The following is a 20,563-nucleotide window of genomic DNA, read 5'->3' on the forward strand; positions in this document are numbered from 1 at the left end:
TATGGCGGGCTGGACGCCCGCACTACCCCCCTCCTGATATCCCGCTTCTCGCCTCGCCGTCCCCGGTTCCCGAATCCCGAGACCCGAATCCCCAGTCCCGGCCCCCCCTACTCGCTCTCCCCGTGGAAGATGCGTGTGTACTCTGAGCGGAGTGCGCTCTGCTTCTCCAGGTACTCCGTCCAGCCGCTCTCGGGCTGCAGGAGAGGCAGCGTGGTCAGCGCCGGCCAGCCCTGCGGCGCCGGGACATCACTGCGGGTCGGGTAGGCGCCCGACAGGTCACGCAGGGCAGCCTGGCCTTCCGGGGACAGCGTGTAGTTGACGAGCAGGCGGGCAGCATTGCGGTGCGGGGCACGGCTGAGGATCGCCACGGGCCCGATGATGAGCGGCACGCCGTCCTTGGCCAACACCGTGCGGGGTTCATGCGCTGCCCCGGCGCTGCCCGGGAGCCGGCCGGTCATGATGCCGGCGGCGACCAGGATCTCGCCGGCGCGCACGGCATCCAGCAACTCGTCCTCCGTCTTGTAGATGCGGGGCTTGAGCCGAGACAGCTGCTGCCAGTAGTCCACCCCGTACCGCTCGCGTAGGAAGTAGTACTGCGCATAGGCCGAGCCGGCGGTCTGCGCGTCCTTCAGGCCGATCTTGCCCTTCCAGCGCGGCTGCAGGAGGTCGCGCCAGTGCTGCGGGGCCTTGGCGACCGCCAGGCGCTTGGGGTCGTATGCAAGGCCGACCGTGACCAGGCGTGCCGCGGTCCAATAGCCGGGGTCCTTGTACTCCGGCGGCACCGCTGTGCCCTCGGGGGGCTCGTAGTAGAACAGCTCACCGCGCTGGCGCAAGGCCACGAAGATTGCCGGGTCGAGCACGTGCAGGACATCCGCGTCCGGCTGGCCGGACATGATCCCCTTCTGCACGCGCTCGGCCAGGTCGAAGGTGCCGCCGCGCACGAGCCGCACGCGCACGCCCGGGTACTTTGCTTCGAACTTCGCCACGAACTTCTCGGCCTGCTGGGCCGTGATCGAGGTGTACCAGGTGACTTCACCCTCGCTGCGGGCGAGCGTCAGCAAGTCGTCAGCGCCAGGCGGGGTGCGCGCCTCTCCCCCACCTCGATCGGTGACAGTGACCTGGATCTCCTCGTTGTTGTCGCGCGGACAGCCGCACAGCAGCAACGCCGCGGCGGCAACCAGCACAAGACCATTGTGAAGCGGACCGTTGTGGTTCATCTCAGGTATCGTTTCGCGAACCGCCGGGATGTTCCTGCCTAAAGTGGCGGGCGAGCAGCACGCCGACTGCTAGTCGAACAGGGGCACGTCCAGCCACCGACTGCCCTGCATGGCCGACTGGTGCGCGATCAGGCCGGGCACCGTGAGGTCCATGGCCCGCGATTCGTCCAGCGGCGGCTTGCGCCCGGCCTCCAGCGCCGTCAGGAAGTCGTGCACGAGGGCCCACTCCGCCGTCCCGTGGCCGCCGGCGCGGGCCTCCTCGGGCAGCGAGGTGTCCACCGTCGTGACCTCGATCTCCTGCGCCTCACTCATCTCGCCCTCGACATAGAGCAGCCCCGGGCCGGGGATGCCCCGGCGGCCCGACTCGACCGCGCCCCGGGTGCCCTGCAGCGAGTAGTAGTGGTACGCCGGGTGGCGCGGCGCGACCGAACTGCGCAGCAGCTTGATGACCGCGCCCTGCTGCGTCTCGAACAGGGCCACCTGGATGTCAATGCCGCCGATGCCGCCCTCGGGCAGGATACGGTGGCTGTTCCCGGCCCCACAGGCGCGCACGATGCGATCCCCGGTGATCTCGAGCATGGGCCCGAGCGAGTGCGAGCAGTAGTGCAGCGGCGCGCGCTGGGCCCGCCAGCGCTGCGTCTGCGTCGTCGGGTCATAGACCAGCGAGCGGATGTCGTGGATGTATTCACACTCGCCGTAGACGATCTCGCCGAGACGCCCGAACTGCACCCACTCCCGCCATCGGGGCACGAAGGGCCAGTAGCAGCAGTTTTCGGCGAGCATGTAGCAGCGGCCGGTGCGGCGGACCGTCTCGAAGAGGTGGGCGCAGTCCTCCACGGTGGAGGCGGCGGTGACCTCGCTCAGCACGTGCTTGCCGCCCTCCAGGGCCGCGATGGCCTGCTGCGCATGCAACGGGATGGGGGTGCCCAGGAAGACAAGGTCGAGGTCGGTGGCGACGAAGTCGCCGTAGTCGGTGAAGCAGCGGTCGTCAGGCAGCGACAGTTCCTGCTGGAAGCGCGAGAGAGCCTGTTCGTTGGCGTCACAGCAGGCCACGACCTCGCAGCGCGGATCGTGAGCAAAGACCTGGCCATAGCCGGAGCCGCGACCGACGCCGACGAGGCCGATACGGAAGACTGACATGAGCATCATCCTTTGGTGGGATAGCCCGAGAGTGTTCTGCGCCGATTCCCCGAATCCTCCGGCAGGTGGACGAGCGGAGTCCGCCGAATCGTCCAACTATCTTACCACCGACAAAGGGGTCATCCTCAATGAGTGCGCAACGACGTGTGCCGATCGCCCTGGAGCTCTATTCTGTCCGTGAAGCCATGAAGGAGGACTTGCCGGGGACCCTCAAGAAGGTCGCCCAGATGGGCTACGAGGGCGTGGAGTTCGCCGGGTTCTACGACTACTCCGCCGCCGACCTCCGCAAGATCCTCGACGACAATGGCCTGGTGTGCTGCGGCGCGCACCTGGGCATCAATACGCTCCTGGGCGACGAGCTGGAGAAGACCGCCGAGTTCAACTGGACGCTCGGCAACCCGTACCTGATCTGCCCCGGTCTGCCCGGCGACTACACCGGCAGCCGCGCCAACTGGCAGAAGACCGCTGAAGTGTTCAATGACATCAGCGGCAAGTGCCGCAAGATGAACTGCTGGGTCGGCTACCACAACCACCACAGCGAGTTCACCGAACTGGACGGCGAGCTGCCGTGGGACACGTTCTTTGGCGGCACGGCCTATGATGTGGTCATGCAGCTCGACACCGGGAACGCGCTGCGCGGCGGCTCGCACGTGGGGCAGTTCGTGGAGCGCTACCCGTACCGAGCGCTGACCGTACACCTGAAGCCGTACTCGATGGAGGCCGGCAAGGACGACCCGAATCTGGGCTACAAGCCCGTCATCGGCGACGACAGCATCCCATGGCCCGAGTTGTTCGGCCAGCTCGAGGACTTCGGTGGCGTCCGCTGGTACATCGTGGAGTATGAGAGCGACCTGTATCCGCCACTGCAGGCCGTTGAGGTCTGCCTGCAGCGACTCAAGGAGATGGGCAAGTAGGACCATGGGGGGCACGGGCCGGGGCGAGCGTTTGGCGCCGCCCCGGTCGTGCGCCGTTCATCCCGCCGTGGAGGTGATCCGCATGCGCCGAGGCTTCACTCTGATTGAGCTTCTGGTCGTCATCGCCATCATCGCGATCCTGGCAGCGATTCTCTTCCCCGTGTTCGCCAAGGCACGCGAGAAGGCGCGGCAGTCGAGCTGTCTGTCGAACTGCAAGCAGCAGGGCCTGGCCGTGATGCAGTACGCGCAGGACTACGACGAGCGCTACCCGGTGCACTGCCGTGCCGGCTTCCCCGCCGGCTCGCCGGGTGACGATTACTCGTGGGCCACGCAGGTCATGCCGTACGCCAAGAACGACCAGATGTTCCTGTGCCCCAGCGTCAGTTGGATGAACCGCACCCGGCTGTGCGGCGGGTATGGCTACAACATGGACAAGTGCGACTGGGTCTCGATGGGCACGGTGCTCTACCCGGCCTCTACGATCATCATCTCCGAGACGGTCAACAACAAGTGGATCGGTGACTGGCCGACCATTGACCAGGTCGTGACCGGCCTGGCCAGCCGCCACAACGAGGGCGCCAACAATGTCTTCGTGGACGGCCATGCCAAGTGGATGAGCTACCAGGTTCTGGCCTCGCCAAGCAACTACACCATCTACTGGACGGGGGCCACTGCGCAGTGAGACCGGCGCTGCTTCCTGCGCTGCTGACGGTGTCTGTGTTAGTCACCCATGGTGCGACGGGCTGGTCTCAGCCCGTCGCGCCGCTTCCGCTCGCCCAGGCGAAGCTCATCGCCGACCGCGGCGACTGGGGCAGCGCCGTGGCAGTGCCGCAGCTCGCGGACGGGAAGCAGGAGACGATCTGGACCTCCGGGGCCATGGACCTGCGTGTGTCCCCCGCCAACCTGTTCGTGCTCCTCCCCGCGCCCGTAGCAGTGGGCGCGCTGGAGCTGGACACCGTCTTCTCCAAGAACGCCTGGCGCGTGACGGACTTCGAGGTCTACGGGCGCGTCGGCAGGGACTGGGCTCTGATCGGCAAAGTGGCCGGAGGGAAACAGGCTACGCTGCGGGCCGACCTGCAGCCCACGCCGGTGCAGACACTCCGCCTTCGCCTGCGCGACAATGAGCGTGAGGGGCACTCGTGGGCCGTCGTCACCGAGCTGCGCCTCTACGTCCCCGGCGCCGCAGGCGGGGCACAAGCCCCCACCCTACGGGCGGCGCCGGTCCCCGATGAGACGGCGGGCGAGCGCATGTTCGTCGCGGCGGCACTGGGCGAGCTGCCCAGCATCCCGCGGACGACCTTCGACTCGAAGCTGGGGTACCTGCACTATGCCCGCAGCTTCCTGGACACGATGCTCAGGGCGGGGACGGACGTGTATGGGAACGTCAAGAGCCCCATGTTCGTCAGCCTCCTCATGCTGGACAGCAGGCAGCACCCGCAGAGTGTCATTCCCTCGATGCCCGGCCAGCGCATCGGGGACCGGGCGCTGTTCGGAGGCAACCTGCAGCACGATGTGCCGCTGCTCCTGGCAATGCAGCCGCTCAGCCAGCTCACGCACGACCCACGCTACGGCGAGGCGGCCTCGACGTACCTGCAGTTCTTCGTCAGGAACTGCACAGGCACGGCCACCGGGCTGTGGCCGTGGGGCGAGCACGCCCACTGGGACTTCTTCAAAGAAACGTTCGGGCACAACCTGCACGAGTACCTTGGCGCCCCGCCCCTGGAGTTGCTGAACGTGGCCTGGCAGATCAGCCCGCAGGCCATTCGCGGCGAAGCAGACGGGATGCTCAACCATGTGCGCGACCTCAGCACATACCAGTTCTGCCGCCATGCTGAGATTGACGAGCCACTCACCGACCAGACGCGGGTCGAGCGCAAGGGCCTCGACTTCCCGCGCCATGGCGCCATGTTTGCCCGTCACTGGGCCTTCACGTACAGCAAGACCCACGACCCGCGGTACCTGCAGCACATCGAGGGGATGCTCAAGCACTTCGAGCTGGTGCGGCAGGAGGACGGGACGATTCCCGTGCTGAGCAAGCTGGCCGACCGTTCGGCCCTCGGCCCCGCGCCGGGGGTCAACCTGTCGGTGGGGCTCTCGCTGCTGGAGGCGGCGTCGCTGCTGGGCGACACCCCCACGGGCGCCCACTGCCAGAAGTTGGGGACGGACCTGCTGGCCGTGGCCGCGGGTATGCCCGGCAAGCAACCCAAGACCGCGGCCTTCGACATGGCCTACGGCGGTGGGGCCTTCGACGCCGTGACCCCGCTCCTGCGGATGGCGGCCTTCCGCCAGACGGGCGACCAGCGCCACCTGGACCTCGCGAAGGCCTTCGGCGACCTGTACGCGGGCGTCGAGATGATGTCTACGGAGGGCTACGTCCGCGCCGAGGCGTACGGAGTGCTGCTGAACCTGTACTTGGATCTGGACGAACTGGACAAGGACCCGAAGTGGCTGGCCGCGGCCGAAAAGTACGCCCGCTTCGGCATCGAGGACCTGTACCATGACGGCCTCTTCCGCGGTGCCAGCAACCTGACGTACTACGACTCGGAGCTATACGTCAGCACCTTCGTCTACGGGCTGGTGCGGCTGCAGGCGCGACTGGACAGGAGCGCGGTGCAGATACCGCCCCTGTACTTCCATCGGTGAACCCCATGACCCGACTGCTGGCCGCCTGCGCGGCCGTCGCCATCGTGCAGACCGCCTACCCCGCCGACGACTGGATCGCCCGTGAGAAGATCCGGGCGGGCTGGATCTACTCCAGCAACGGCACCGACAAGCTGTCGCTGTTCAGGCAACACGGCATGAACTGCCTCATCACCCATGCCGGGAATGCGGACACCTTCACCCAGTGGGCGCGGGCAGCGAAGCAGGCCGACATCCACCTCATCGGCGTCGTCGGCGCCAGCTTCGACGGGGAGAAGGCCGGCATGCGCCGCTGCGTGTTCGGCAACGGCTACGAGAGCGTGCTGCCCTGCCCGGTGGAGGAGCGCTACTGGAACGAGGTGCTGACCGGCCTCGCGGTGCGCCTGGCCGAGGAGGGCAAGCGGCCCGGCGAAGAGATCTCGGGCTGTCTCATTGACTGGGAGATGTATGCGAACTCGAACAAGGGTGGGCAGATCTACTACACCGACGCCTGCTACTGCGACCACTGCTTCGGCGGGTTCCTGAAGGCGCAGGGGCAGGCGGACGCATCGCCCCAGGTTGCCTTCAAGGACCGCGTCCAGTGGCTCCGCGACCACAAGCTGTTTGGCCAGTACCACCCGTACCTGCAAGCACAGGTCCGCGCCTTCGCCGAGGAGATGCGCGACCGCGTGTTCGCGATCAACCCGAACTTCTTCGTGGGCTTCTATCCCGTGCCGCACAACTGGCACCTGCGCGGCGTGGCGCAAGGCCTCGGCAAGCCCGACCACCCGATGATCCTGTGGGCCACCAGCACCTATGGCGGCGGCGGTCCGCGGGCCATTGAGGACAACTGGCGCGAGCAACTGCTCAAGGACGGGATTCACTGCTACTACAGCGGGGGAATGCTACTGCGGTTCTACTCGTCGGAGAACCTCGCCAAGAACATCTTCGAGATCGCCCGCAAGACGGACGGCTACTGGCTCTTCACGGTGCACACGCTGTGCATCCCCGAGGCTGAGCAGAACACCGACTACTATCTGGCCTCGGGCACACCGGCCGAATACCTGCGCGAGATCAGGCGCGCCAACGCCGAGCTGGATCACTTCGCGACAGACCGCGACTATGCCTCGGAACTCGAGTTCCTTCCGGAGCCGGTGCGCTACCGGCATGTGGGGTATGATGTCAACCGGTTCAAGCCGCCGCAGGTCCGGGAGGCCAGCACGAGCCCGCACGGGCAGGCCGTCGCGCTGCCACCGCTGAACCTGACGTGGTCCAACTTCCTCACGATGTCGCTGCAGCCTGGCGAGGAACCCGCGCTCACCTTCGACGTCAACAAGAACACGTCGGGCGACATCTGGGGCGTCTCGTACGCGGTGCTGGACCGGGAGAAGCAGATCGTGGCCCAGGGCCGCATGCCGCCCGGCGAGGCCTGCACGGTGCGCTTCCAGGCGGCGACAGCCGGGCTGCACACGCTCGTCGTGACAGCCGGCTACTATGGCCGGGCGACGCTGAAGACGTCCACGGCGCCGTTTGCGCTCTGGACCGGCCATCGCTACCAACTCGCCGGTCCCGGCGGCACGCTCTACTTCCACGTCCCCGAGGGCCTGGCGCAGTTCACGATCGGCGCGCAATGCGAGTGGGGCTCGTCACAGGTGCAGCTCACGGTGCTCGACCCGGACGGGCAGACTGTGGTGTCGCAACCGACCGACGCCTACGTCCGAAGCGCCAAGCTGACCGTGCCCACGAAGGCGAAAGCCGGGCTGTGGGCGTTGAAGGTAGAACCCGTGCCCAACCAGAGCTTCCGATCGCTGGCCCTGACCTTCGACCCGGCGCTACCGCAAGCTGTCACGCTGGAGCCCGAGTGGGTCTTCCGCTGAGCGATCACCGGCCGTCCTTGGTCGCACATCCCTACCCCGGAGTATCGTATGATGCATCTGAGATGGTTGTGGCTGCCGTGCCTGATCCTGATGTTGACCGGTTGCACCTCGTGCGGTGGCGGCCAGGGACAGGCGGCTGTCGTGCCGACGTTCGACCAGGACCGGGCCTTCGCCGACCTCGAGCAGCAGTGCGCCTTCGGGGCCCGCGTGCCGGGCAGCCAGGCCCACACGGACTGTCTCGAATGGCTGGCCACGCAACTGGCGGGCGCCGACCGCGTGATCCGGCAGAACTTCAGCGCCGCGACGGTCTTCGGGGGGCCGTACGACTTCACGAACATCATCGCGGTGTTCGGACAAGGGAAGCCGGGCGTGCCGTTCCTCCTCTGCGCCCACTGGGACTGCCGACCGCAGGCCGACGCCGACCCCGACGAGGCTAACCGCACGCAGCCCGTCATGGGCGCCAACGACGGGGCTTCGGGAGTGGCGGTCCTGCTGGAGATCGCGCGGGCGCTGGTCGCCTCCGCGCCGCCGCGGCCCATCATCATCGCCTTGCTGGATGCCGAGGACTCCGGCCGCTCCGGCTCGGCGCGGCCCTACCAGGGCTTCTGCCTTGGCTCAAAGCACCTGGCCGAGAACTGGCCCGACGGCCTGGCGAAGCCGGCCGAGGGGATCCTGCTGGACCTGGTGGGCTGCGACGACATCGCCAATGCGCGCCTGGAGCCCTCAGCCTATGGCGCCAACAGCGTGCTGGACTTCCCCATGGAAGGCAACTCGCTGGACGCCAACCGGGCACTGGTGGAACGCGTGTGGGAGGTAGCCGCCGATCGCGGCCATACAGCCTTCAAGAACACCGAGGGCCACACGATCACCGATGACCATCTGCCGCTCATCAACGGCGGCATCAACGTCATAGACATCATTGACTTCCCGCCCGAGGAGTGGCACACGGTGGACGATACGCCCGAGCACTGCTCGGCCGATGCCCTCAACCAGACCGGCGACACGCTGCTCCAGGTGATCTACAGCAACGACTGAGGGACACGGCGGCGGACCGGGCCGAGGGTGTCCGCCGGCGGAGTGCCGAACTCCTCCATGACCTTGAGCAGCGACCGCACCACGGCCTGCGGGTCCGGAGAGTGGGTGACAGTGGCTCCCGCCGCCAGCAGCAGGGCGGGCTCTTCCCGCAGTGCTTCGGCAGTGCTGACCACGGAGTCGCCCCCGAGGCACACCAGCAGGCCGGTGCGTTGGCCCATGGCTCGCGCGAGGCCGATGACCTCGGGGGACTCCTCGTGCGCCTGTGCCAGCCTCTCCCCCACCTCCACATACGAGGCGCCCTCACGCGCGGCTTCGCGGGCATCGGCGAGGCTCCGGCAGGTCACGCCGATGGTGGCGGCGGGGCCCAGCAGGCGGCGGGCCAGGGCCACCGGCATGTCGGCCGGGCCGAGGTGCACGCCGTCAGCCATGGCTGCGAGCGCGACGTCCACGCGTCCCTCGATCAGGCACGGTGTCCGCTTCCCGCGGCAGACCCACACCGTCTGCGCTGCCTGATCCACCATCTCCCGCGTGCTCAGCCCTGGCCTGCCGTAGCGGACCATGCCCGCTCCGGCAGCCACGACACGGTGCACCACGTCACGTAGCCACCGTCGATCGCCTGTGCCGTTCACGACGACCACCAGTCGCGACGACAGGCCCAAGCGCGCGAGGCGCTGGCCATGGTAGTGCGAGATCTGCTCCTGCCCCAGCGCAGTCAGTGCAACACGGCCTCCCGGCGCCCGCCTGGAGCAGTTGCTGAACGGAACGGTGTCCTCCCGGCGGTGCTTTGCGCCCCTATTGTAGAGCATCATCTTGCCATATCGGCGCGAGGTGATTGTCTCTTGACTCTGCGTGGGTGGACGAATATAACGATACCGTCATGTACGGTGGTGGCACGCAGCCAGGGGCGAGGGCGGAGAGACGCAGTGAGTGACAAGGACGGCAAGGACAAGGACCGCCTGGTTGCCAGCAACCGTCGCGCTTTCCATGACTTCGCCATAGATGACAAGATCCAGGCAGGAATTGCGCTGCTGGGACCCGAAGTGAAGTCTGTGCGGGCGCACCATGTGAGCCTGACGGAGGCCTTCGCCGAGATCCGAGAGGGCGAGGTGTGGCTGCAGGGCATGCACATCCGCCCGTACGCGGCCACGGGACACCAGGCCCAGGAGCCCGTCCGGCCCCGCAAGCTGCTCCTGACGCGGGGCGAGATCCGGCGGCTGGAGCGGCAGGTGCGCCAGAAGGGCTACACGCTGGTCCCGCTGCGCATGTATTTCGCGGCTAGCGGGTATGCTAAAGTGGAGTTGGGACTGGCGCGCGGCAAACGCCAGTACGACAAGCGAGAAGCGATCGCCGAGCGCGACGCCCAGCGTCGCGACGAACGCGCCGTGCGCGAGTATGAGCGCCGGCTAGAGAAAGGGGGTGATCGCTAGACGATGCCCAAAGTGCTGTTAGTCGAGGATGATTCGCAGCTCAGGCAAGTCATGCGGGGGACTCTCAAACGCGAGGGATTCTCGTGTGACGAAGCCGAGAACGGTCGGGTGGGGCTGGAGAAGATGTGTGAGGCGACCGTCAACCATGCTCCCTTCGATCTGGTGTTGCTTGACATCGTGATGCCCGAAGTAGACGGTTGGCAGTTCCTGCAGGCCGTCAAGTCGAATCCGCTGTGGGCGCAGACCAGAATTGTCATCATGAGCGGCCGCGCCATCAGTCCCCGAGACATAGCCCGCGCCACCGCCATGGACTGTGTGCACGTGGAGAAGAGGGGGGGGTTTGTGGATAACCTGGTTCACATGCTGATGCGGATGGTAGCGCACGCGCAATGATATCCGAACATCGTTCATCAACGCCGGAGGCCAATGCCTCCGGCGTTTTCCTTTGCCGCTGCGGGGCGGAGGACAAGCCCCCTGAGATCGCAGGCAATCTCTACGCCCACAGCCCGGTCGCTCACTTCCTTGACCCCTTCCACCCCTTCCGCTACAATGCCCTTCGTATCCCTCTTCCCCTCCTAAGGTGGCTGTTTCTTGGCGCACTCGTCCACACCCGAGGCCTGTGAATCACCGCGCTTGCCGCACTGGCTACGTGTGAAGACCGGCAAAGCGAAGCTGTGCGGGCAGACCCGCGACCTCCTGTCCGGCCATGGTCTGCAGACCGTCTGCGACAACGCCCGGTGTCCGAACATCGGCGAGTGCTACTCGCACCAGACGGCCACGTTCCTCATCATGGGAGCATCCTGCACGCGCGACTGCCGCTTCTGCGCCGTCCACCATGGCTCGCCGGAGCCGCTGGACCCCTCCGAGCCGGAACGGCTGGCCACGGCAGCGGGTGAGTTGGGGCTGCAGTATGTCGTCGTGACCTCCGTTACGCGCGATGACCTCCCGGATGGCGGCGCGGGGCATTTCGCCGCGACCATCCGCGCCCTGCGGGCCGCCGGCATCTCGGGCGTGGAGGTGCTGACGCCAGACTTCCGCGGCAGTCGCGAGGCCCTGGCGACGGTTCTGGAGGCACGTCCGACTGTCTTCAACCACAACGTCGAGACTGTGCGGGACCTCTGCCCTACCGTGCGGCCCCAGGCAGGCTATGAGCGTTCGCTGCAGGTCCTGCGCCAGGCCCGCCAATTGGCCCCCGAACTGCTCCGCAAATCAGGATTCATGGTCGGGCTTGGCGAAACAGATGAGCAGATCACGGAACTGATGCAGGATCTGCAGCGGGCCGGCTGCCAGATCCTGACCATCGGCCAGTACCTGCGGCCCTCCCGCCACCAACTGCCGGTGCAGCGTTACGTTGAGCCCGTGCAGTTTGAGCGGTATGCCGCCCAGGGGCGAGAGCTGGGCATTCCGCACGTGCTGGCAGGGCCGTTCGTGCGCAGCAGCTACCGTGCCGCCGAGGTCGTACCGACCGGCCCGACGTCCTAGCCGGCCTGTCGTGGACACTCGCTCTCCCCTCATTGCACCCCGTCCACGCGCCGTTCCGTACCGGCCCGACTCAGTCTGACGCACACGTACTCCACACCCTCGGACCTCAGTCATGTGGCGTCGCGCGGCTCTCTACCTGGCGCTCGTGGTGCTGGCTCTGGCCCTCGTCATCGTCCCCGGTGCCATCGTGATCGTGGGACAGACGGGCTGGGCCCGCCAGCGCGTGCATGAGGCCATGGCCCGCGAGCTGGCCGACTATCTGGGGCACGAGGTCGCCGTCGGCCCGGTCAGTGGCAGCTTCCTCGACGGCTTCACCGTGGACGGGTTGGCTATCGCCGAGGGACAGCGACTCTCCGATGGCGCGGTCATCACCGCCCGGCGCGTGGGCGTGGAGTATGATCTGTGGTCCGTGCTACGCGCCCGCCTGAGCCCCCTGGCCTCGATCAGCGCGGTGCACGTCTATGGCCCACAGGTGCGCGTCGTGCGGGATGCACGGGGCCGCCTGAACCTCGCCCGGCTGATCCCCCGCGTGCGCGCTCTCCCGCTGCACAAGCGCTTCCGCGGCCGCGTGTTCCTGCACGAAGGGGCCGTGGTCTACGCCGACCACGCCAAGTCCCTGCGTGCGCCGCTCACTGTACGTGCCGACAGCCTCGAGGTCAGCGTGGACCTCCGGCAGGTTGTCCGACTGGCGGTCAAGGCCACCGGACACGTCCTGGACGACCGCGCCGGGCGCTTCAGTGTCGGTGCACAGGTCCATCTCGACCGCCTCTTCACCGCTCTCGACCTCTCTCTCGACAACGTGGACGTGCCCTGGTTGACGGCGCACTGCAGGCAGGCCGACCGCGTGCGCATCTCGGGCGGCCGGGCCGATCTGCGGGGTTCGGTCTACATCGTGCGTTACCGGGGCAAGCCCTCGACCGACGCTTCCCTCACGCTGGGGCTGCGGAACCTCCGCCTGGCAGCGCCGACCGCCGGCGCAATCCCCGTGTCTCTCGACGGTAACGTCTGGGTCAGCCCCGGGGCGGTGCAGGCACGCGGCTTGCGCGCGACCGTCGCCGGCAGCACCTACGATGTCACCGGATCGGTGGCGAACTTCAGCGCCCCCCAGGTGGACCTGGCGCTCGACTCCCGCGCCGCGCGTCTCGAGCCGCTGTGGCGTGCCCTGCCGGCCTCCGTTCGCGGCGCCTCGGCCTTCCCCCGCGGTGGCGTCGGGAGCCTGCAGGCCCAGGTCATCGGGCCGGCCAACAACCCGGACGTGCGCCTGAAGCTCGACACCAGCGATCCGCTGACGTTCAAGCTGGCGCAGGTGGGCACCGTGCGCGCCGAGGGCCTCCGGTTGAGCGCAGACGTGGTCTCGGCGACGGCACAGCCCTCGGTCAGGGCGACCGTCGGCGCCCGACGCCTGCAAGTGCCGGCAGTCAAGCTGACCGCGAGCGCCCTGCCCAGGGAGTCGCGGAGTGTCGCGCTTGGGCCCATGCGGGGCTTCCACGCCGTCCTGCAGTACTGCGGCGGCAAGCCCCTTGCCCGGGGGTTCGTGCAGACCCCGTACGTACGTGTCGGGGATACCCAGGCTACCGGCGTCTCGACACAGGTGACCCTGGTCAACGATCTGCTGCGGCTGCAGAAGCTGCGCGCCAAAGCGCTGGGCGGGTCCGTGAAAGTCGAGGCCGCGTGCTTGCTGAGCAAGGCCCACGAGGGCATCCGCGCCCGTGGCACCGTCCACGCCCTCGACCTGGCGCGACTGCAGGAGATCCCCAGCCTGAAGCTGCCGGACGATCTGGCGGGCGTCGCCAACGCCGACTTCCAGGCCCATGTGACCCGCGAGCGCTTCGTCGCCAATGCCGCCTTCGACGCGACCGGACTGCGCGCGGAGAAGGTCGCTGCCGCGACGGCCAGCGGCATCGTGGGGGTCGAGGGTAACGGGGAGCTGAGCGGCCTGGGCCGCATCACCGCCGACGACATCACAAGGGAGGACGTCACTCTCGACCGGGCGGAGGCCCTCGTGCGTCTCGGCGGCGGCCGCCTGGAAGTGCTCAACGGGTACGCACGGAGCGCAGAGGGCCTGGCCTGGGCGCGCGGGGACGTGGACCTCGATGCGAAGACGGTGAAGCTGCGAGTCCAGGGGGCTGGCCTGGCGGTCGGGCCGCTGGCCGAGCGGGCGGGAGTCAAGGATGCGGCCGGGCGGGGCTACGCCACTGGCGAGATCACAGGGCCGTTCGGCAAGCCCGCCTTCGCCGGGCGCGTGATGCTCTTCGAGCCACGCCTGGGCAAGTACACCGTTGCGGCGGCCACGGCCCACGCCCGCCTGGAGGGCGATCGTCTGGCGCTAACCGACCTGATGGCCACGCGCGGCGCCGGGGTCGTCTCCGGAGATATGACGCTCGGCAACCTGCGGGGGCCGCGCGAGGAGATCGCGCTCGACGGCCACCTGACCGGCGAGGCCCTGGACCTCAAGGACATGGCGAAGCTGTTCGAACAGGACCGACCCGTCGCCGGCGTCGCGGAGTTCTCCGCCCACGTCTCCGGCACCGTTGACCACCCGCACGCCACAGGGCAGTTGCGGCTGGTCAACGCCACGTACAAAGACTTCCCCGTCTCGCGCGTCGAGGCGCCATTCGTCCTTGAGGACGACCGGCTACGGGTCGCGCAGGCTCAGGCGACCATTCTGGACACTCCTGTTGAGGCTCGCGGCACCATCACGTTCGGCGAGAAGCCGCAGGTGGACGCGTACCTCAGCGCCGGCGACGTGCGGCTGGAGGGTCTCGCCCCCTATCTCGACACCACCCTCTCCCTCGCCGGGAAGGCCTCCGTAGAGCGGGTCTGGGTGCGTGGGCCCACCGATGACCTGCACGGCGGGGCGCACATCACTGCCCAGCAGGTCATGGTCGGCGATGAGACCATCGGGGACCTCGACGCCACGCTGTCGCTGGCCCGAGGGCAGGTGCAACTGCAGGAGACGAGCTTTGCGGTCGGCAAAGGCGGTGTCGTCGTCAGTGGGGCCTACGACACTGCCTCGGCCCCGGACACCATCGCGGCCCGGGCGCGGCTGACACACACGGCTGTGCCCGCCCTGCTCAATCTCGCGGTCCCGATCGCCGAGGCCGTGGACGAGCGGCCTGAGAAGGACCGCGAGCAACTGCTGCTATCGCTCCGCAGCTACGCGCTGCGGCTGGCCGGGGCGGTGGACGGCACCCTCACCGTCGAGGGGCCAGTGAACGCACCGACGGCGGTGGCCGACCTGGCCGGTCAGGAACTGGCACTTGATGGGCGGGGCCTGCCCCAGATCACGGCCCAGGGGCGCGTTCGCAAGGATGCCATCCATGATCTGGTCCTCGCTGCGCGCCAGGGCGACGCGCTGGTTAACGCCGACGGCGACATCGTCTTTGACGGCCCCATCAGCCTGAACGTGGAAGGCACTGGCATCGCCATGGCGCAACTGCGCCCGTGGGTGCGCGCCAAGGCCTCCCTGGCCGGTCAGTTGGGCTTCACCATCGTCGCCGAGGGGCAGACCAAGGAGCCAGACCTCACGGGGTCGGTGGACATCGCCGCCCCGAACTTCGCGGGCGTGCAGTTCGACGTGCTGTCGGTGCCGGTGGCGACGGTTCGCGAGGGCGCCATCGATGTGGACACACTCACCATCAAACGCGGGGAGACCCAGATCGTGCTGGATGGGCGGCTGCCCTTCTCCTGGCACCTGCAAGGCGAGTCGGGCACGCGGCCGGGTCTGATCCCTGACGGCCAGATCACCATGGGCGGCCGCATCGAGAATACGCCGTTGGCCTTCTTCCTCCCGCTCATTGACGAGTACATGCGCGGGCAGCGTCCCCCCGCGCCTATGCCGGCCGCGGAGGCAGGCTTCCAGTACGCGTCACTCAAGACCGAGGGTAAGGTGAACAGCGCCGTGTCGTTGACCGGAACGGTGCAGAACCCGACCGTGCGGGGCTTCCTCAAGCTCGATGACGGCATGGTGCAGCCCACCAAGTGGGCGCGGGGCCTGAGCGACCTGAAGGCGGACGTCCGGTTCAGCGGCGCGGGGCACGAGAACACGGTGGAGATCGAGACGCTGACAGGCCGCTACGACCAGACGCGGGCAGACCTGACGGGGCGCATCGGGGTGAAGACGACAGACCCCCGGGACTTCTGGCGCAACGCGCTCGACCTGAAGCTGGCCCTGGCCGCTGACAAGCAGCCGCTGCCGGGCGGCACGGAGGTGAGCGCCGTCTCGGGGTCCCTGCGCCTGCGCACCGAGGAGGGCCTGCAGGTGCTCCGCCCCGAGAACCTCCGGGCGAAGATCGGCGGTGGGGATGCTGAACTGACCGGAGAGGCGCGCTTCCGCGACTTCCGCATGGCGCGTCTGGCGACGAACCAGTACAACCTGCAGTTCAGGATGAGCCCCGGACGGCTGCGGTACCGGCCTTACCTCGACGCGATGGCGCACGGCACAATTGCACTAGCGACCCCGCAGGGCGGGACGCGCGCCCGAATCAGTGGCAACTGGCAACTTGCTGACGGAGTCGTCGGGCTGGAGGCGCCGACGGCTGGGATTGACACCTTCAAGGCGGTGAGCAGCGCCTGGCCCGACCCCGACCTGGACCTCGTGGCGGGTCTGGGGGAGGGCCTGGAGGTCCGCGGCTCGGCGATCAAGGCGCCTCTGAAGCCCAACCCGACGGCCGCGCACATCACGGGCACCCCGCAACGCCCGCTCCTGGTCGGTGACATCACGACCGGTCGCGGCACGACGATGCTGCCCACAGCCACGCTGCGCCTGCGCGCGCTGGTGGTTCACTACTTCGTGGAGCCGGTCCCCGGCGAGCGCTCCGACCCGCAGACGTTGCGTCTCCGCGGCACCATCGACGGGAACGCCGAGACCACGGTGAGCCGGCCGGGCGCCTCGCCGATCCGCATTCAGGTGCGCATCTCGGGCAATCTGCCGGATCAGGTGGCGATCACCACGTCCTCCGACCCGCCCCTCACCGAGACGCAGATCTACGCTCTCCTGGGCGGCGTGCCTTTCTCGTATCTGCCGGGCGTGGGCGGGGGCTCGGGGGGGGTGGGCCAGATCGTCTCCGAGCAGTTCCTGGCGGCCCTGGGCAACGTGTTCAAACTGCGCGTGTTTGAGCCGATCGAGGAGGAGCTGCAGAAGATGCTCGGCCTGGAGCTGGGGATCACCTTCGCCTTCAACCAGCCGGTGACGCTGCAGGTCGGCAAGTACGTGCTGCGGAATCTCTTCATCACCTACGAGCGGCCCCTGGTGGAGAGTGTCGAGCGCTTCGATCTGCGGGTATCTTATGAGTTGCCTCACGGGCTGCGAATCACGTATCATAACGACGAGCGCGACATCAACCAGGTTGAGATCGGCTATAGCTTCATCTACTGACGGCCGGCTGGTGCCCGCGCCGTGAGGTGCGTCTGCGTACAGGGCCTCCTGGCGGCGTTCGCGCCCAAGGCTGCGGGGAGGGCGTGGGTGTCGCGGGGGCGCTGACGGCAGTTTCCGGAACTGCCGGGCTAGGCGTGTGTCTAATCCCCGAGCAATCGAGCCGGGGCACGGTCTCCGGGGGAACGGACCGGCCGCGCCGACATGGATGTGAACCACCGGTGACGATGGGAGGCCCCAGGCCCGATTTCAGCGAGATCATCGCTGCGAACTACCAGCGGGTCTACAATGTGATCCTGCGCCTCGTGGACGACCGCGAGGAGGCGGCGGACCTGACGCAGGACACCTTCGTCAACGCCTGCCGTGCCTATGACAATTTCCGTCACGAGTCGCAGGTCTACACCTGGCTGTACCGGATCGCCATCAATCTGACGAAGAACCGCCTGGAGCGGCGCGGCCGGCAGAAGACCATCGAGGGCGTCTCGGTGGATGCGCCCCTGGAGGTCTCCCAGCAGGAGGAGTTGTTCCGCCAGATAGAGGACTGGCGTGGCGACCCGGACCGCATTGTCGCCAACGAGGAGCTGAAGCGCTTCCTGTCCGAGCAGGTGACACGCCTCCGTCCTGACTACAAGGAAGTCATCATCCTGCGGGACTACCAGGGATTGTCTTACGAGGAGATCGCCGATGTCCTCGGGTGTAGTGTACAGGCCGTGAAGTCGCGGCTGTTCCGGGCGCGCAGCGTCCTGCGCGATCGGTTGGGCCGCTACCTCTTCGGCGTTGCGCCGGCGGGGCCCAGACAAGGAGAAGTCCCATGAAGCTTGCGTCAAGACTGTTGCTCGGCCTCTGCGTGCTGGTGCTGTGGCTGCAACTCCCGGCCATGGCCCAGGAGCCGCAGCTCATCGAGAGCGTCAAGGTCGTCGGCAACGACTATATCCCCAAGGAGGGGATCCTCGACGAGGTCAAGGACATTCTCCAGGCCGGCCAGCAGTTCACGCCCGAGCGCCAGCGGGCGGCCCAACAGGCCGTCACGGGCATGGGTTACTTCGACGACGTACAGATCACGACCGAGGCGGGGACGCGCGGCGTGATCGTCGTCGTGCGCGTGGTCGAGAAGCAGCGCGTGCAGAAGATCCTCTTCGTCGGCAACTCCGTCCTCGATGACGCGGCACTCACCGATGTCATCTATACCCGCGTCGGCCACGTCATTGACGACCGCATCATCCGGCGCGATGTCCGCCGCATTGAGGACGCCTACGCCCAGCATGGCAACATCGCGCACGTCTCCAAGGCCTCGGTCGGCGAGTTCGGCGTGCTCACCTTCGTCATCGAGGAGGCGCGGATCGAGGACATCGTCATTGAGGGGCTCAAGCGCACCAAGCCGTGGGTGGTGCGCCGCGAGATGACCGCCAAGCCCGGCGAGCTGTTCCAGGAGAAGGCAGTCGCGCGCGACATCCAGAAGATCTTCAACCTGGGCCTGTTCGACAACGTGACCTCCGACATCCGGCCAGGCGTCAAGGACCCCCAGCGAGGCATCATCCTCGTCATCAACATAGACGAGAAGCGGACCGGACAGGCGTCGCTCGCGGCCGGTTACAGCAACCTCGACAACTTTGTGCTGATCCTCTCGGCTTCTGAAAACAACTTCCGCGGGCGCGGCGAGCGCATCGGGGCGAACATCGAGCTGTTCGGTCGCACCAGTTACGAGTTGACCTTTTACGAGCCCTTTGTGGACAGGAAGGGCACCACGCTCTCGGCCCAGCTCTACGACACACAGCGCCAGCGCCGGTTCCTCAGCGGCTCCTCCGCCCTCACCAACGGCGACGACGAGTTCGACGAGCGCCGGACGGGAGCGACCCTCTCCCTGAGCCGGCCGCTCGACCCCACCACCCGCGCCAGTCTCCGCTTGCGCAGTGAGAAGGTCTCCAGTTCGAGCTACCAGGGCACGCGCATCGTCGGCACCTCCGGCACCGGCGTGGGAACCGCCGCTTCAGATGGCGCGACGGACCTCCCGGCCGGTGACAATGATGATCCGTCTGATGAGCCCGGACCGGGCGACCATCCCGGCCCGATCATCGTCGCGGCGCCGCTCCACCCGGGCGGCACCCTCACCTCCCTGCAGTTGGGCTGGACCCGTGACACCCGGAACATCATCGCCAGTCCCAGCAGCGGCATGTACACCTCCCTGACCTTCGAGCAGGCCGGTAGCTTCCTGGGCGGCAACACCACATTCAGCAAGCTCATGGCGGAGCAGCGCTACTACCGCAAGCTCTCCAAGAAGAGCCGGGATGTCCTCGCGTTCCGCATCATGGCGGGCACGACGCTGGGCAACCTGCCCCTGTTTGAATCCTACAGTGTCGGCGGCGCCAACACGCTTCGGGGCTATGAGGAGGACCGCTTCCGGGGCGAGAACATGCTTCTGGCCAACCTGGAGTACCGGCGCCCGATCGGCGACCGGCTGACTGCGGTGCTGTTCGTGGACGCCGGCGACGCCTTCGGCGGAGAGTTCCGCACCGTCGTGCCCGGCTTCAGCATCCCGGCCGATGACGAGAGCTTCTATGGCCACATCGGCGCGGGCCTGGGGCTGCGCGTCGTCACGCCGCTGGGGCCGATCCGCCTGGACTACGGTTGGGGTGACGATGGCGGCCAGGCTCACTTCAGCTTCGGCCACACCTTCTAGCCGCACCCGCACACAACGCGACGCACTGTCAGCGTCAGCGAGGAGACATGCATGTCACGAAGCCTGTTGTGTCGCATCGCCGCAGTCACGCTCCTCTGGGGCGTGATGGTGGGTCTGTCGTCCGCCGCCGACCTGAAGATGGCCGTGGTGGACATTGATAGCGTCAGCTCCCAGTACAAAGAGCTGACCGACCGCCAGGCTGAGCTGGGAGCCTGGGTCCAGGACAAGAAGAACTACCTGTCGGCCATGCAGGACTTCATGTTCGTGTCCGGCGAGGAGTTCAAGGAAGCCTCCCGCATCTACCAGGTCGTCAAGGCCCAGTGGACCGAGGAGCAGAAGAAGCGCGAGGCGGAGTTGCGCTCCGTCTCAGGCAACAATGAGAAGAAGTTCCTGGACCTGCAGGCCAAGCCGGCCCGAACGCCCGAGGAGCAGAACCAGTTCAACACCCTCCGTGACATCTTCCAGGCGCGAGACCGCGATCTGAAGGCCATCTCCGCCGAGTTCGATAAGCAGCTCAAGCAGCGGCGCGACGAGGTGCAGGGAAAGCTCGTGGCCAGCGTCCGCGCGGTCATCGAGAAGGTAGCCAAGGAGAAGGGCTACCAACTGGTCATAGACAAGTCCGCAGTGTACTTTGTGACCGCACCGATTGACGACATCACCGAGGAAGTGCTCAAGTCGCTCAATGCTGCGGGAGCCGCAGCCCCGGGAGCGGCCAATGCCAACCCGCCGAAGCCCCAGTAGCCGGGGCGTGCGCTGTCTGGTACCGGCGCTAATCGGTCTCGTGTTTCTGAGCGGCTGTGG

General features: G+C 67.4%; 15 protein-coding genes. 12 read left to right on the top strand and 3 right to left on the bottom strand.

The genetic code is table 11. The annotated features are described in order from the left end of the window. Positions 1-107: 107 nt before the first annotated feature. Positions 108-1,217, bottom strand: a complete 1,110-nt coding sequence (locus tag LLH23_07320; protein MCE5238288.1) for an extracellular solute-binding protein — start codon at positions 1,215-1,217, stop codon at positions 108-110. Positions 1,218-1,286: 69 nt separating this feature from the next. After that, positions 1,287-2,357 (bottom strand): Gfo/Idh/MocA family oxidoreductase, encoded by a 1,071-nt coding sequence (locus LLH23_07325; GenBank protein ID MCE5238289.1) that lies wholly within the window; start codon positions 2,355-2,357, stop codon positions 1,287-1,289. A 128-nt stretch (positions 2,358-2,485) separates the two neighbouring features. Between LLH23_07325 and LLH23_07330 the strand changes: the two genes are divergently transcribed. The 5 genes from LLH23_07330 to LLH23_07350 all read left to right on the top strand — a co-directional run bounded on the left by LLH23_07330 (position 2,486) and on the right by LLH23_07350 (position 8,802). Continuing rightward, positions 2,486-3,271 (top strand): sugar phosphate isomerase/epimerase, encoded by a 786-nt coding sequence (locus tag LLH23_07330; GenBank protein MCE5238290.1) that lies wholly within the window; start codon positions 2,486-2,488, stop codon positions 3,269-3,271. A gap of 82 nt (positions 3,272-3,353) precedes the next feature. After that, positions 3,354-3,953 (top strand): DUF1559 domain-containing protein, encoded by a 600-nt coding sequence (locus LLH23_07335; protein ID MCE5238291.1) that lies wholly within the window; start codon positions 3,354-3,356, stop codon positions 3,951-3,953. 35 nt (positions 3,954-3,988) lie between these two features. Then, on the top strand, positions 3,989-5,914 hold the full coding sequence (locus LLH23_07340) for a hypothetical protein (protein MCE5238292.1): 1,926 nt from the start codon (positions 3,989-3,991) through the stop codon (positions 5,912-5,914). Between the two features lie 5 nt (positions 5,915-5,919). Then, a complete protein-coding gene (locus LLH23_07345) occupies positions 5,920-7,767 on the top strand; it encodes a hypothetical protein (protein MCE5238293.1) in 1,848 nt (615 codons plus the stop codon). A 48-nt stretch (positions 7,768-7,815) separates the two neighbouring features. Beyond that, the gene (locus LLH23_07350; GenBank protein ID MCE5238294.1) at positions 7,816-8,802 is read left to right on the top strand and encodes a M28 family peptidase; all 987 of its coding nucleotides are present in this window, start codon (positions 7,816-7,818) and stop codon (positions 8,800-8,802) included. Here the strand turns inward: LLH23_07350 and LLH23_07355 are convergent. Then, positions 8,787-9,611, bottom strand: coding sequence for a thiamine phosphate synthase (locus LLH23_07355; GenBank protein MCE5238295.1), 825 nt, complete (start codon positions 9,609-9,611; stop codon positions 8,787-8,789). The genes LLH23_07350 and LLH23_07355 overlap by 16 nt on opposite strands. A 114-nt stretch (positions 9,612-9,725) precedes the next feature. On the opposite strand from LLH23_07355, the gene smpB reads away from it, so the two are divergent. From smpB to LLH23_07390, 7 genes are all read left to right on the top strand, one after another. Further along, complete coding sequence (smpB, locus tag LLH23_07360; protein MCE5238296.1) at positions 9,726-10,229, top strand: SsrA-binding protein SmpB; 504 nt, start codon at positions 9,726-9,728, stop codon at positions 10,227-10,229. A gap of 3 nt (positions 10,230-10,232) precedes the next feature. Beyond that, complete coding sequence (locus LLH23_07365) at positions 10,233-10,622, top strand: response regulator (GenBank protein ID MCE5238297.1); 390 nt, start codon at positions 10,233-10,235, stop codon at positions 10,620-10,622. A 198-nt stretch (positions 10,623-10,820) separates the two neighbouring features. Beyond that, positions 10,821-11,711, top strand: coding sequence for a lipoyl synthase (gene lipA / locus LLH23_07370; GenBank protein MCE5238298.1), 891 nt, complete (start codon positions 10,821-10,823; stop codon positions 11,709-11,711). A 112-nt stretch (positions 11,712-11,823) separates the two neighbouring features. Further along, the gene (locus LLH23_07375) at positions 11,824-17,088 is read left to right on the top strand and encodes a translocation/assembly module TamB domain-containing protein (GenBank protein ID MCE5238299.1); all 5,265 of its coding nucleotides are present in this window, start codon (positions 11,824-11,826) and stop codon (positions 17,086-17,088) included. Positions 17,089-17,312: 224 nt separating this feature from the next. Next, entirely contained in the window at positions 17,313-17,900 is a 588-nt protein-coding gene (locus tag LLH23_07380; GenBank protein ID MCE5238300.1) for a sigma-70 family RNA polymerase sigma factor, read from the top strand. Further along, positions 17,897-19,762, top strand: coding sequence for a BamA/TamA family outer membrane protein (locus LLH23_07385; GenBank protein MCE5238301.1), 1,866 nt, complete (start codon positions 17,897-17,899; stop codon positions 19,760-19,762). The genes LLH23_07380 and LLH23_07385 overlap by 4 nt, the downstream gene beginning before the upstream one ends. A 51-nt stretch (positions 19,763-19,813) precedes the next feature. Beyond that, positions 19,814-20,503, top strand: a complete 690-nt coding sequence (locus LLH23_07390) for an OmpH family outer membrane protein (GenBank protein ID MCE5238302.1) — start codon at positions 19,814-19,816, stop codon at positions 20,501-20,503. The last annotated feature ends 60 nt before the right edge of the window (positions 20,504-20,563 follow it).

This window comes from bacterium (genome assembly GCA_021372615.1).
Lineage (GTDB): Bacteria > Armatimonadota > Zipacnadia > Zipacnadales > UBA11051 > JAJFUB01.